General features: G+C 63.2%; 11 protein-coding genes and 2 pseudogenes. 8 read left to right on the plus strand and 5 right to left on the minus strand.

Annotation, left to right across the window (positions count from 1 at the left end; translation table 11 throughout):
- Nucleotides 1-81 precede the first annotated feature (81 nt).
- Nucleotides 82-909 carry an IclR family transcriptional regulator gene (locus QIY50_00545; GenBank protein WGV20840.1) on the minus strand — a complete coding sequence of 276 codons (828 nt, stop codon included), beginning with the start codon at nucleotides 907-909 and terminating at the stop codon, nucleotides 82-84.
- 247 nt (nucleotides 910-1,156) lie between these two features.
- Here QIY50_00545 and QIY50_00550 point away from each other — a divergent pair, with 247 nt between their 5' ends.
- The 8 genes and pseudogenes from QIY50_00550 to QIY50_00585 all read left to right on the plus strand — a co-directional run bounded on the left by QIY50_00550 (nucleotide 1,157) and on the right by QIY50_00585 (nucleotide 7,972).
- The gene (locus QIY50_00550; protein WGV20841.1) at nucleotides 1,157-2,176 is read left to right on the plus strand and encodes an ABC transporter ATP-binding protein; all 1,020 of its coding nucleotides are present in this window, start codon (nucleotides 1,157-1,159) and stop codon (nucleotides 2,174-2,176) included.
- On the plus strand, nucleotides 2,173-3,042 hold the full coding sequence (locus tag QIY50_00555) for an ABC transporter permease (GenBank protein ID WGV20842.1): 870 nt from the start codon (nucleotides 2,173-2,175) through the stop codon (nucleotides 3,040-3,042). Before QIY50_00550 ends, QIY50_00555 begins: the two co-directional genes overlap by 4 nt.
- Nucleotides 3,043-3,046: 4 nt before the next feature.
- Nucleotides 3,047-3,841: an ABC transporter permease gene (locus tag QIY50_00560; GenBank protein WGV20843.1), complete on the plus strand. Its 795-nt coding sequence runs from the start codon at nucleotides 3,047-3,049 to the stop codon at nucleotides 3,839-3,841.
- Between the two features lie 14 nt (nucleotides 3,842-3,855).
- Nucleotides 3,856-4,146, plus strand: a complete 291-nt coding sequence (locus QIY50_00565) for a (2Fe-2S)-binding protein (GenBank protein WGV20844.1) — start codon at nucleotides 3,856-3,858, stop codon at nucleotides 4,144-4,146.
- The gene (locus QIY50_00570; GenBank protein WGV20845.1) at nucleotides 4,143-5,501 is read left to right on the plus strand and encodes an FAD/NAD(P)-binding oxidoreductase; all 1,359 of its coding nucleotides are present in this window, start codon (nucleotides 4,143-4,145) and stop codon (nucleotides 5,499-5,501) included. Before QIY50_00565 ends, QIY50_00570 begins: the two co-directional genes overlap by 4 nt.
- Nucleotides 5,498-6,631 carry an FAD-dependent oxidoreductase gene (locus QIY50_00575; GenBank protein WGV20846.1) on the plus strand — a complete coding sequence of 378 codons (1,134 nt, stop codon included), beginning with the start codon at nucleotides 5,498-5,500 and terminating at the stop codon, nucleotides 6,629-6,631. Before QIY50_00570 ends, QIY50_00575 begins: the two co-directional genes overlap by 4 nt.
- Nucleotides 6,628-7,671, plus strand: coding sequence for an ABC transporter substrate-binding protein (locus QIY50_00580; GenBank protein ID WGV20847.1), 1,044 nt, complete (start codon nucleotides 6,628-6,630; stop codon nucleotides 7,669-7,671). Before QIY50_00575 ends, QIY50_00580 begins: the two co-directional genes overlap by 4 nt.
- Before the next feature lie 139 nt (nucleotides 7,672-7,810).
- Nucleotides 7,811-7,972: pseudogene (locus tag QIY50_00585) on the plus strand (FAD-binding protein).
- Between the two features lie 3 nt (nucleotides 7,973-7,975).
- Here QIY50_00585 and tssM read toward each other — a convergent pair.
- The 4 genes and pseudogenes from tssM to vasI form a co-directional block, all read right to left on the minus strand.
- Nucleotides 7,976-11,603: pseudogene (tssM, locus tag QIY50_00590) on the minus strand (type VI secretion system membrane subunit TssM).
- Nucleotides 11,600-12,502, minus strand: coding sequence for a type VI secretion system protein TssA (gene tssA / locus QIY50_00595; protein ID WGV23128.1), 903 nt, complete (start codon nucleotides 12,500-12,502; stop codon nucleotides 11,600-11,602). The pseudogene tssM and the gene tssA overlap by 4 nt, the downstream one beginning before the upstream one ends.
- Nucleotides 12,435-13,067 carry a type VI secretion system ImpA family N-terminal domain-containing protein gene (locus QIY50_00600; protein WGV20848.1) on the minus strand — a complete coding sequence of 211 codons (633 nt, stop codon included), beginning with the start codon at nucleotides 13,065-13,067 and terminating at the stop codon, nucleotides 12,435-12,437. Before QIY50_00600 ends, tssA begins: the two co-directional genes overlap by 68 nt.
- A complete protein-coding gene (gene vasI, locus QIY50_00605) occupies nucleotides 13,055-13,423 on the minus strand; it encodes a type VI secretion system-associated protein VasI (GenBank protein ID WGV20849.1) in 369 nt (122 codons plus the stop codon). Before vasI ends, QIY50_00600 begins: the two co-directional genes overlap by 13 nt.

A 13,423-nucleotide genomic window follows, 5' to 3' on the forward strand; every position in this document is an offset into this window, starting at 1 on the left:
AAGCACCGACTTCCAGGCATGCACGGGATCAGCAGGAGCAGCCTTGTGCTGCGAAAACGCCGGAACTCCCACGGGAATGGCTCAACCAAACACATGCGAAGGCCGGCGCAGCACCGGGTCGAACGGGTTGACCCGCTCGCCGATCGCAGCCGCCTCGCGCTTGAGCAGCGCCACCACGGTCGGCATGCGGTTGGGCCCCAGGCGGTCGCTTATGGTCGCCACGCTCAGGGCCGCCACCGCATGGCCGTTACGATCGAGAATCGGCACCGCCAGGCCGGCCATGCCATCGAGCACGCCGGTGTTACGCCCGGCGTAGCCGAGGCTGCGCACATTGTCGATTTCGGCGCGCAGCATGACTTCGTCGTAATGGTGAAAATCCTTCAGACGCGGCAAGTTGTAACGGATCACCTCGTCACGCTCCTCCTCCGGCAGGAAGGCCAGAATGGCAAGGCTGCCCTGCCCCACCCCCAAGGCTACACGGCCGCCAATATCACCTGTGAAGGTACGGATCGGGTATGGCCCTTCGCTGCGGTCCAGGCACACCGCATCGAACCCCGAACGCGCCAGCAGGAACAGCGAATCGCCCAGCGACGCCGATAGCCGCAGCAGGCTGGGGCGCACCACATCGCGCAGGTTGCCAACTTGCCCGGCCTTGGCCGCCAGGGCAAAAAAATCCAGGCTCAGCCGGTAACGCTTGGTGGTAGCGCACTGGTCGACCATGCCTTCTTCAATCAGGCTGCGCAGCAGGCGGTGGGTGGTGGGTTGTGCCAGGCCCACCCGCTGTGCCAGCTGGCTGACCTTCTCACCCTCACCGCCGCATTCACCCAGCGCCCGCAATACGGCAAACAAACGGGACACCGCACTGACACCCACTTCCCTGGCTTGCTCGTTTCGTTTATCGGAATCCATTTTTCGCTAAACCCTGTGAAATTCCAGTCAGCGGAATAATTTCAAATTAGCTGTCACTCAGTGAAATTACCCTTTGTCGTCATCCTAATCATTGCCCTACTCTCCGGTCCATAGGGCGATATCACAACATCGGCCGCCGCCACAGCGCGAGCGCCAACGTCCGTAAAGCGTTGCTTTTCGCCGCTGGCGCTCTGCCCACCCTGAAACTGCCGGTTGACCCCGGTTCCGTTTGCGATGGAGCACAGCCATGACCTTTCTGTTGATCGACAAGCTTTGCAAGCGCTATGGCGCCACGGAGGCAGTGGCCAGCTCGTCACTGGCCATCGAAAAAGGCGAGTTCGTCTCTCTGCTGGGCCCTTCGGGCTGCGGCAAGACCACCACCCTGCAAATGATTGCCGGCTTCGTCGAGGTCACCAGCGGCCGCATTGTCCTCGACGGCCGCGACATCACCCACGCCAAGCCGGCCAGCCGAGGCCTGGGCGTGGTGTTCCAGAGCTATGCACTATTCCCGCACATGACCGTGCGCGACAACGTCGCCTTCGGCCTGCGCATGCGCAAGGTGGCCAACGCCGACATCGCCCGTCGGGTCGACCAGGCCCTGGCGCTGGTGCGCCTGGACAAGCATGCCGAGCGCTACCCACGCGAGCTCTCCGGCGGCCAGCGCCAGCGTGTGGCCCTGGCCCGCGCGCTGGTGATCGAACCGCCGGTGCTGCTGCTGGACGAACCGCTGTCCAACCTGGACGCCCACCTGCGTGAAGAAATGCAGTTCGAGATCTGCCGCATCCAGAACGAGGTCGGCATTACCACCTTGATGGTCACCCACGACCAGGCCGAGGCCTTGTCGATCAGCGACCGGGTGGTGGTGATGGAAGCCGGGCGCATCACCCAGGTCGATGACCCTTACCGCCTCTACGAACACCCGGGTACACCTTTCATTTCCGACTTTGTGGGCAAGGCCAACCGCCTGCGCGGCGTAACCGGCCCCGGTGGGCAACCACAGGCCAATGCCCAGGGCCCACTGACCCTCAGCCTGCGCCCGGAGAAGATCAGCCTGGGCCCGGCCGGCAGCGGCAAGCTGGCAGGCCGCATCAGCTGCCGCTACTTCCTCGGCAGCCAATGGCTGTACCGGGTCGACACCGCCCTGGGCAACCTGGCCGTGGTTAGTGCCAACGACGGCAGCACACCGCTGGATGAAGGCGCCCAGGTCGGCCTGGACTGGAACGATGCCCTGCTGCGGGTGCTGAACGCTGGCGAGGTGGCGGCATGAGTGCGGCAAAGCTGCACAGCAGCGCCTGGGGCTACGGCCTGAGCAGCCCGGCCCTGCTGTTGTTCCTGGCTTTGCTGGTGCTGCCGCTGGGGCTGACCGTGCTGCTGTCGTTCAACGCCTTCGACTACGGCAGCGGCATCCAGGCCGGCCAGTACACACTTAACCATTATCTGAGCCTGGTGACCGACACCTACTACTACGAGATCTTCTTCCGCACCTTCTGGATCAGCGCCCTGGTTACCTTGCTGTGCGTGCTGATCGGCATTCCCGAGGCCTTGGTGCTCAGCCGCATGGGCGCGCCGTGGCGCTCGATCTTCCTGATCCTGGTGCTGACACCACTGCTGATTTCGGTGGTGGTGCGAGCCTTCGGCTGGAGTTTGCTGCTGGGCGCCGACGGCCTGGTCAACCAGGGCATCACTGCCCTCGGCGGGCAGCCGGTGAAGCTGCTGTATACGCCATTTGCAGTGATCATCGGCCTGGTCCACGTGATGCTGCCGTTCATGATCATCCCGGTATGGACCTCGCTGCAGAAGCTCGACCCGGCCGCCGAACAGGCCGCATTGTCATTGGGCGCCAGCCAATGGACGGTGTTCCGCCGCATCGTGCTGCCACAGATCATGCCCGGCGTGCTGTCGGGCACGCTGATCGTGTTCGGCCTGGCCGCCAGCTCGTTCGCCATCCCCGGCCTGCTGGGTGGGCGCCGGCTGAAGATGGTCGCCACCATGATCTACGACCAGTACCTGGCCGAACTGAACTGGCCGATGGGCGCCACCATCGCCGTGGCCTTGCTGCTGATCAACCTGCTGGTGATGCTCAGCTGGAACCGGCTGGTCGAACGCCGCTACAAACGCGCACTTGGAGTCTGAACCGATGACCCGTAATGGCCCGATGGCCCTGTCCTTTCACGCCCTGGTGATGCTGTTCATGCTCGCCCCGCTGGTGGTGGTGTGCCTGGTGGCATTCACCCGGGAAAACACCCTGAGCCTGCCCACGGCCGGTTTCTCGCTGCGCTGGTTCAGCGCCGTTTTCGAACGTGCTGATTTCCTCGATGCGTTCTACAACAGCCTGCAACTCGCGGCCCTGGCTGCCTCGCTGGCAACCTTGATCGCCGTGCCGGCGGGCCTGGCGATCACCCGCTACAGCTTCCCCGGCCAAGGTTTCCTCAACGGCCTGCTGCTGTCGCCGATCATCATCCCGCACCTGGTGCTGGGTGTGGCCCTGCTGCGGCTGTTCGCCCTGCTGGGGGTCAATGGCAGCTTCGCCTGGCTGGTGTTCGCCCATGTGGTGGTGATCACCCCCTACGTGCTGCGCCTGGTACTGGCCGCAGCCATCGGCATCGACCGCAGCGCCGAACAGGCCGCGCAAAGCCTGGGGGCTGGCCGGGTCACGCTGTTCTGCAAGGTCACCCTGCCGATGATCCTGCCCGGTGTGGCCGGCGGCTGGCTGCTGGCGTTCATCAACAGCTTCGACGAAGTGACCCTGTCGATCTTCGTCACCTCGCCCGCCACGCAGACCCTGCCAGTGCGCATGTACGTATACGCCACCGAATCCATCGACCCGATGATGGCCGCCGTATCGGCGCTGGTGATCGCCGTCACGGCCCTGACCATGGTCGCCCTGGACCGGGTATATGGCCTGGACCGCGTACTGGTAGGCAAGCAATGACAAGGAATGCGCCTATGCCTCTGTTCAAGCGCGTGGCCGAACACGACCGTGAGCCGCTGCCCTTTCTGCTCGACGGCCAACCGGCCAACGGCATGCGCGGCGATACCCTGTTGACCGCCATCCTGACCAATGCCGGGCACCTGCGCGGCAGCGATTTCAGCGCCGAGCCACGCGCCGGCTTCTGCCTGATGGGCGCTTGCCAGGACTGCTGGGTACGCCTGCAGGATGGCCGTCGGGTACGCGCCTGCTCGACGTTCCTGGAACCGGGCCAGTGCGTGACCCGCGACCCGGGGCGCCAGCCATGAGTGCAATCGTGATCATCGGCGCCGGCCCGGCCGGCATCCGCGCCGCGCAAACCTTGGTGGCCCACGGCGTACGCCCGGTACTGCTGGACGAGGCCAGCCGTGGCGGCGGGCAGATCTACCGCCAGCAGCCAGCCAACTTTCACCGCCCGGCCAAAGCCTTGTATGGCTTCGAGGCCGACAAGGCCCAGGCCCTGCACAGCACCCTTGAACAGTTGCGCAAGCAGATCGACTACCGCCCCGAAACCCTGGTGTGGAACGCCGAGGGGCAGGTGCTGGATACCCTGCAGCAGGGGCAGCTGGCCGACCGCCTGGCGTTCGACCGGGTGATCGTCGCCACCGGTGCCACCGACCGGGTGTTGCCGATACCCGGCTGGACCCTGCCCGGCGTCTATACCTTGGGCGCTGCGCAAATCGCCCTGAAATTCCAGGGCTGCGCGATCGGTGAACGGGTGGTGCTGGCTGGCAGCGGGCCGCTGCTGTACCTGGTGGCGTACCAGTACGCCAAGGCCGGCGCTATGGTCAGCGCGGTGCTCGACACCTCGCCGTTCAGCGCCCAGGTACGTGCCCTGCCACGCCTGCTGCTGCAACCGGGCACCTTTGCCAAGGGCCTTTACTATCGCGCCTGGCTGGCCCGCAAGGGTGTACCGGTGCACCAGGGCGTGGTCCTGCTGGGTATCGACGGCGAGCAACGCGCCAGCGGGATACGCTGGTCGCACAATGGCCAGCAATATGAACTGGCGTGCGACGCCGTGGCATTCGCCCACGCCCTGCGCAGTGAAACCCAACTGGCCGACCTGCTGGGGTGCCAGTTCGCCTGGAGCGCGCTCAACCGCGCCTGGCTGCCAGTACGTGATGCCCAGGGCCGGGCCAGTAGCCCCGGGGTGTACCTGGCGGGCGACGGTGCTGGCATTCTCGGTGCCGACGGTGCCGAGATGAGCGGCGAACTGGCCGCCCTGACACTGCTGGCCGACCTCGGCAAGCCCGGTAACCTGCAACGCCAGCAGCAACTGGAAAAGCGCCTGGCCACCCTGCAGCGCTTCCGCCAGGGGCTGGAGCAGGCATTTCCATTTCCCGAGCAGTGGGCCCGGCAAGCCCCGGACCAGCTCACCGTGTGCCGCTGCGAGCAGATCAGCGCCGGGGAAATCCGTGCCACGGTGCGTGCCGGGCACTGGGAGATAAACCGGGTCAAAGCCATGTGCCGCGTCGGCATGGGCCGCTGCCAGGGCCGCGTGTGTGGTGCCGCTGCCGCCGAGCTGATCGCCTGCGAAAGCGGTCGGGCCATTGACCAGGTCGGGCGCCTGCGCGGTCAGGCGCCGGTCAAGCCCCTGCCCTTCGGCCTGGAGATAAAACCATGAAGCTGATCGAAGTGGACGCCATCATCGTCGGCGGCGGCATCATCGGCAGCAGCGCTGCCCTGACCCTGGCCCGCGCGGGCCAGCAGGTGGCATTGCTGGAACGCGACTTCTGCGGCTCGCACTCCAGCGGGGTGAACTATGGCGGCGTGCGCCGCCAGGGCCGCTCGTTGGCCCAGCTGCCATTGTCGATGCGCGCCCATGCCATCTGGGGCAATCTGCGCGAATGGATCGGCATCGATGGCGAATACGCACGCAGCGGCCACCTGAAGCTGGCACGCAGTGAAACCGACTTCGATGCCTTGAAGGCCTATGCCCGGCGCACCGAGGCTTTTGACTTGCGCCTGCAACTGCTTGAACGACGCGAACTGCGCCAGCGCTTCCCCTGGGTAGGCGATATCGCCGTCGGCGCCTCGTACTGCCCCGAGGACGGCCACGCCAACCCACGGCTGGTGTCACCGGCCTTCGCCCAGGCGGCCAGACGCAGCGGCGCCCAGGTGCAGGAGCAGTGCACGGTACTGGAGGTGGGCCACGACGGCCACCGCTTCAGCGTGCACACCAGCAGCGGCCAATGTTTCAAGGCACCCTGGCTGTTGAATTGCGCTGGCGCCTGGTCGGCGCAACTGGCCGAGCAATTCGGCGAACCAGTGCCGCTGACCGCCGCCCACCCGGCCATGCTGGTCACCGAGCCGCTGCCGCTGTTCATGACCGCCAGCACCGGGGTCGAAGGCGGCGGCATCTACGCCCGCCAGGTGGCGCGTGGCAACTGCGTGCTGGGCGGCGGGCGCGGTTTTGCCCTGACCCCGACCACCGCGCGCCCGGGCCAGGCCGCAGTGCTGGATATCCTGCGCAACGCCACCGAACTGTACCCGGCACTGGCCGGCGCCCAGGCCATTCGCACCTGGAGCGGTACCGAGGGCTATCTGCCCGATGACGAACCGGTGCTGGGCCCCAGCCTGTACCAGCCTGGCCTGCTGCATGGCTTCGGCTTTGCCGGTGCCGGCTTCCAGATTGGCCCGGCCGCCGGTGAAGCATTGGCGCAATGCATCCTGCACGGCGCGCCGGCAATCAGCCTGGCGGCCTTTTCCATCAACCGCTTTCAGCCCAACCACCACAAGGAAAACCTGTCATGACGCACAAGCAACGTTTGCTCGCCCTGTTCTGCACCGTGCCCGGCCTGTTCACCTGCCTGCCCGCCATGGCACAACCCACGCTGTACCTGGGCATGAACGGCGGCACCATGGAGCGGCTGTTCAGCGACAACATTCTGCCCAGGTTCGAGCAAGACAACGGGGTGAAGGTGGTGATCGTCCCCGGCACCTCGGCCGACATCCTGGCCAAGGTCCAGGCCACCCCGAACAAGCCGTCGATCCATGTGATGGTGCTGGATGACGGCATCATGTACCGCGCCATCGGCATGGGCCTGTGCAGCACGCTCAAGCCCAACCCGACCTTGGCCCAGTTGCCGGAAAAGGCCCTGATCAAGGACAAGGCCGCCGCAGTCAGCCTGGGTGTGACCGGGCTTGCCTACAACAGCCGCCTGTTCAAGGCCAATGGCTGGGCAGCGCCCACCTCGTGGAACGACCTGGCCGACCCGCGCTTCAAGGACAAGGTGGTGTTCCAGTCGATGGCATCGTCCACCTTCGGCCTGCATGGTTTCCTGATGTACAACCGCCTGCACGGCGGCAGCGATACCGACGTCAACCCGGGCTTCACGGCCTGGCAGAAGAACGTGGGGCCGAACGTGCTGGAGTACATCCCCAACTCGGCCAAGCTCTCGGAAATGGTGCAGACCGACGAAGCCGCGCTATTCCCGCTCACCCCCACCCAGGTAACAGCGCTGAAGCTCAAAGGCATCCCGGTAGAGTACGCCGCGCCCAAGGAAGGTGCCGTGGTGCTCAACCAGGCCGAATGTGTCACGGCCAACAACGACCAGCCGGAGCTTGCGCAGAAGCTCGCCGAGTTCCTGCTCAGCCCCGAGGCGCAGTCGCCGGCCCTGGAGCTGGGTGACCAGATCCCGTCCAACCCCAACACCCCAACCAGCGACAAGACCCGTGGCCAGGTCGCAGCCATGCAGACCTACCTGCAGACTGCCGTGACCATCGACTGGGACCAGGTCAACACCCAGCGCCCGGAATGGAACGCCCGCTGGAATCGCCAGATCGAGAGATAAACCAAGGGCCTGGCCCGCTACCACAGGTACAGCGCGCATCCAGACCAAAGCGCTGTCCCTGTGGGAGATCCCCCAGCCCTTTTGGGCTTCGCTGTCGCGCAGGTAACTCTGCCGGCAAGCGCGGCTCCCACAAAGAGCTGTGCTGGACCACGCGATGCAGCCGATTCCGGGGCTGCATGCGGTGGGCAATGACATGCACAGTGTGATAGGTGGGTATTACCCGAGTGGCGGGATTACCCTGGGGCCAGGGATGACGTTTGGTTACCTGGCTGGTAGAGCGTTGAGTTTGTACCGGCCCTGATCTTCATAACAGCGGCTCATCCGACTGCCTCCCCTGCGCCATCTTGGGTGGCTGTTGCAACAAACCTCGTGGCAATCGGAAGCCCTTGAAAGGCTCCTGGGTAATCGGGTTGAAGGCTTTCTCGGCATTCAACCGGTAGCGCATCACCCCGTCGCCCGCCCTGAAGCTCAAATCCACACTGGTTGCCGTCCTCCCATTGAGCGAGCCACGGCTGAGCAGGCGGAACATCGACCAAGGGCCGCGGTACTCCAGGCTGCTGCTATTTCCGTTCTGCCTGAGCAAGGTGAGGTTGCTGCGCACTTGCTGCCCTTGGGTATTGGGCCAGACGATACCGGCGATCTGGCTTGGGCCATGAGTGTAGGAAATCAACTGGCCATCCAGATCCAGCAAGCTGGTACGTTGATTCGCACTCAGCCCCAACGGCTCAATACTGAACTGCACACTCAGATTGCCGCGCTGATCGAAGAAGGTTTCACGGATGCGTTCAGCCAGCTCCAACTGCTCGATGACATCGTCGCGAATCAGCGACTGCCCGTGCTGACCGGACTGCAGGGCTTCGAGGTTTTCCTTCAGGAAGATCTTCAGGTACTGATCATTGAACTGTTGCAGACGCCCCTTTGGTCCGAAGAATGCTTCAAAGTCATCCAGGGAGGCATCGGGCGCCCTCACCACAAAGGGGTAGCGGCCTGCCAGGCGCTGCTGGAAGAAACTGTAAACCTCAGCATCCCAGCGGCGCTCCAACTCGCGCAGCGCTTCAACGTTCAGCACTTGCGCTGTCTGATCTGCCACCTTTCGGACTTGATGATTGACGGGTTCCGGCAAGCCCGTTGCCACTCGTTGCAAGGTACTGATCGGGTCGTGCCCTGTCATCGAGAAGCGCTGATGCACGGCTTGCAGAGCGGCCTTGCCTCGGTCCGGGCTGTCCTGCACTGCCTTGGCATAGTCATGTACGGCCGCAATGGCGGCGAGGGTCTCATCGTAGTAGCTCGGTTTTTCACCTGCTGCCTGCAACATGGCACTCAGGCCCGAAAATGCCCGCTGGATGGCCAACGCTTGCTGCATCTCGGGCTTGCTGCTTGCTGGTCGACGCGCTTCTGCCTCGCTCGGTATATCAAGCCCCGCTGGCAATGAAAGCACAGTGTTGTCCCTCACCGTATCCAGCAGCCGATGTAGCGGAGCAGCGGGCCCGGTCAATTGCTCCAGGATGGCGACACCATGGTCCAGATCTCGGAAATCAGCCACCGAAAAGGCATTCAAGGCACGCCGCCAGCTATCAATGTAATCGGTGCTGTACAGGCTGCGCAGGCGTTCTGTCAGCACATCACGATCGGTGTCCGAGTAATCGAGCTGACTTCGCTCGCCCAACGCCCACTGGTCGATCATCGCCATGTCGGCGAACCGCTGGCTACGCGGTTCAAAGTACTCCTTGAAGCCTCTGGCGGTGAGCATAGGCGCAAGCAAGACACCGTCATTGCCCAGCCTGGAGCCAGAAGCCGACTGATAGACCACATCGAACGCTGGCCCGACCTGATGACGCAGGTCCAAGCCTGTGTGCAGCTGCTCCTGGGCCTGTTGTTTGAGGCTTGCATAGACCCGCTCCGGCAGCGGCACCTTTCGCAAGGTCTGCTGCACCTCGGCGACACGCTGGCGGTAATGTTGCAGATCGGTATCGGCATAGGCCAAGGCGTATTGCAGATGCTGCATGAGGTTGCGCTGCAGTTGCCCCTGGCCCGGGAAAGCCTGTTGCCACTGGCGGGCCATCCAGTCCTCAACCCAACCTGGCCGGCGGTTCTGGCGATCCTCGAGCATCCGGTACACCCTGAGCGAGGCCATCTGCTGCTCACTGCCTGGGGAAGCCGCGCTCATGGCGTCGATCACGCCACTGGCCAAGGCCGGCAAGAAGCGCTTGGAGAGCAAGCTCAGGTAGGCCTCATCGATCGAGGGGCCAATGGTGCGCCCCTGGTACAGGCCAAATTCAGCAACACCCGGCCAGGCCGCTCGATAATCGCCAAATACCACTACTGCATCACGGATCTGGTCCAGTGGCTCCAGCAAGTTGCGCCCGGTCGGGTCCAGGCGCTGGTCCACCTGGTGACGGCTGTACTCCCGGCTCTTGGCAAGCACGCTGGCTGCCTTGGTGCCGTTGATATCGAAATAGCGCTGCCAGGTGGCGATGACGACACAGAACGCCAGGATACCTACACCGAAACCCATCCATGACAACTGGCGCTTGTTACGTGCCACCCTGACATTGTCGCCGGCGAGGCCGGCCTCCTGGTAGATGACTCTCCGGAAGGCCTGCTGAATGAAGTAGACCAATGACTTGCCTTGCGCCTTGCCTTCACGCAGGGGGAGCTTTGTCTCGTAGGGTTGAGCCGCCTCACGAACGAATGCATTGAGCATGTCACCTTGCTGCACCACCGACGAAAAATAGACGCCACGTACCAGTGCTGGTGTGGTAAACCGATCGCTCGCCAACGTTTCACGCAGGAAACCCATCAATATCGGGCGCAGGCCAACCAGTTGCGCATACAAGGAGAACAGCCGCGCCCGGGGCGGCGCACTGCCCAGCCCGTCAAGTTGGTCAAATACCTGCTCGAACAGCCCCCTGATCAAGCGACCGTAGCATTCATCGTATTCGTCCAACCAGGCGTCGAACGAATCGACCGCATCCAGTTTGAAGGTGAACCCTAGCAGTTTCTCCCGCCGGGAGGCCGAGAGCTTGCTGTAGAGCTGGTCGAAGCCATCCAGCAGATCGAATTTGGATAGCACCACATACAACGGCAGGCGCGAACCAAGCTGGCTACTCACCTCGTACAGACGCGTGCGCAGGACGTGGGCCAAAGCGATACGTTGCTCGGACGTACCATGAACCAGTGCCGGCAGGTCGATGACCAGTACTAATCCATTGAGGGCTCTCTGACTGCGATTGTGCAGTAGCCATTCCAGCAGGTGGTTCCACAACCTGGCTGGAGTTCCGGACGGCAGAGAAGATTCAGGGGCTTTCAAGTGCTCGGATAACGAGCCTGCCGATGCTTCCTGGCGGATGAAAACACCAGGTGGGTCGATGATCACCGCGTCATTGCTGACCCACCAGCCTACCGGGTAGGCAAGCACTTCAACCTGGTAGCCGCGCGCCTGGGCGCGGTCGATGCGGGTCAGGGAAAAATTCTGGTCGGTACGTTCAACGAAGCTGCTCTTGCCGGAATGTTCATCACCCAACACCAGGTACCACGGCAACCGGTACAAGGCTCTGCGCCCGCCGGCACTGTCGAGATATCGCGCAAGCCCCTGGTTCAATGCCTTCTCTTGGGCGTGGACAAGCGGTAACGCGCGATCCAGTTCGACGGCCACTGCCTCCTTGCGTTGCGCTTGCAGATGGCGAAAGCGCGTGCTCAATACAATAAGCCCGCAAAGTAGCGGTACCACCACGAGCACCAGGCTCGCCACCATGCGATGAGCCACCTCGGCTAGCGGTTGTTGGCTCACGCCACGTCCATTGCGGCCCGAGCCACCAGATGGCGATCAGCATCAGCACGGCGCCAAGCCCGAGCAGCAACGGCATCGCCAGGCCAATGCGGGTAACCAGGGGCAAGCCCCAGCGTTTGAGTGGTTTCCATAGTGGATTCATGAGGGCTCTGGATCCTTGTTCTGATCTGCCAATGCTGAAGATGTCGCATAGTGCTGAAGCCCCTGGAAAACCTCGGGTTCCCAGGCAGCAGCAGTGGTTTGCTGCATCGTCCTGGCTACGCCGGCGCACAATTCCCGGGCCAGCCAGGAAACACCTCGGGTCGTCAGCAAATCGGCGGCGATGAGCGTGGTGTGGGAGCGTTCACGAGGGGAATGGAGATCTGCTTGCATCCCTTGCAGCCTCAAGAGAACCTGCTCTACACCAATACCCTCCAGCTGAGAGACGAGCTCCTCCCGCAGACTGCGGAACTCCTGAAAAGCAGCGCCTTGGTCAGCCACTCTGGCTCTGCCTTTGAGCCAGGCCAGACATTGGCCATCGACGAACACCGTGCCATCGCTGAAGCACAGTTGCTGTAACGAAGGAAGGCGCTGTACAAACCGCGCGGTCGTACTGCGAATGGCCTCGCTGACCTCGGTCATCGCCAACTGCGACGCTACAGTCGCAGCCAGGAAGCTGCCGCGGATCCAATAAGGGGCTGCCGTGATGCTTTTCTCGATCCGATGCAGTAACGCCACATCAATCGAAGTACTGGTTGCAGCATTTTCGTAAGCAGCGACAACTTCCGGCGGTACCGCTATCAGTCCCGTGCAGTGCCGCTGTTTGACGGCAGGTGCGGTCTGGATATGGGCCCATAAGCCGAAGCGACGTAGCTGGTAGCCAACGGGGTCGTAGGGATCCTGTTGATTGATGAGTTCGGCCAAATTCAACACGGCACGGCGCGTTTCGCGCTCGTTGCCAATTGAAGGCCGGGGCACAGGCCTTGCAATGACGTCAGCCAGTGACGCTGGTTGGTCTGCTTGCAATCGGGGAGATGGGCGCAGCAGCCTCGCCGACACCATTGGCAAGGTCCGTGTGTTCAAGTAACAGCCGCTCCAGCTCACTCAGAACAGCCGCATCCAGTTGTGCGGCGTCTTGTTGCTGGATCAAACGCGTCAACGCATCCCGCGCGACCACTGCATGAGCAGGGGTGTACGTGAAACGGTCAAGACGCGGTAGCGCTTCGATCAAGCGATTAAGCACAAGGCCAACCAGTTTGCGCTTGCCCAGGAAGCCTTTGGGCCCCGGTTTTGGATGAGCGGCTTCCCAATAGCGTTCCACAATGCCGGCAAGCAACGCCAAAGTGACGCTCCAGCGCTCCCAGCAACCGCTGCGCAGCCACACGACACTCAGGTGTGCGACGATCCGCACGTGCTTGCACTGCTGGCCCAGATACTGACAAGACGCCTCTTCGATGTAGCTCCAGTCGATTGAAGCCTCCTGTAGCCCGCCCAGCTTGACCATCTCTTGATCAATGGCCTGGTAGGTTTCGTCCTCCATGTCGAACAGGCCAGCCGGTACTGCCGGATCGATCGGCATAAGCAACCGGGTGAGTTGCTCTTCCCCCCACCCAGTTACCAGCGACATGTGCTACGCGCCTTGCTGATCAGTGGGTCCAGCCCCTGGGCATCGAACACAAGGCCATCAACCTCGGGGTTGTCACTGAGCAGCCGTATGCGTTGAGCCCCGATCAACTTCTTGATCTGCTCGATGGCTGGCAGGCCCCGCCCCGCATCCAGCACCTGGCCGTTCTCCATCACCTGCCAGGGCCTTGCAACCGTTGATCCCCGCATGCCCTGCAACTGCACCTTCACCCATCTCGCGTCCAGGGGCCGCGCGCTGATCAACTGCAGCCTGGAGATGCCCTCCACGCAACTGATGGCCAGGTACGGGCGCAGGGCGGCCGATGCAATTGCCGGTGCTGAAATCACCAGACCATGCAA

The organism is Pseudomonas putida, from assembly GCA_029953615.1.
GTDB lineage: Bacteria > Pseudomonadota > Gammaproteobacteria > Pseudomonadales > Pseudomonadaceae > Aquipseudomonas.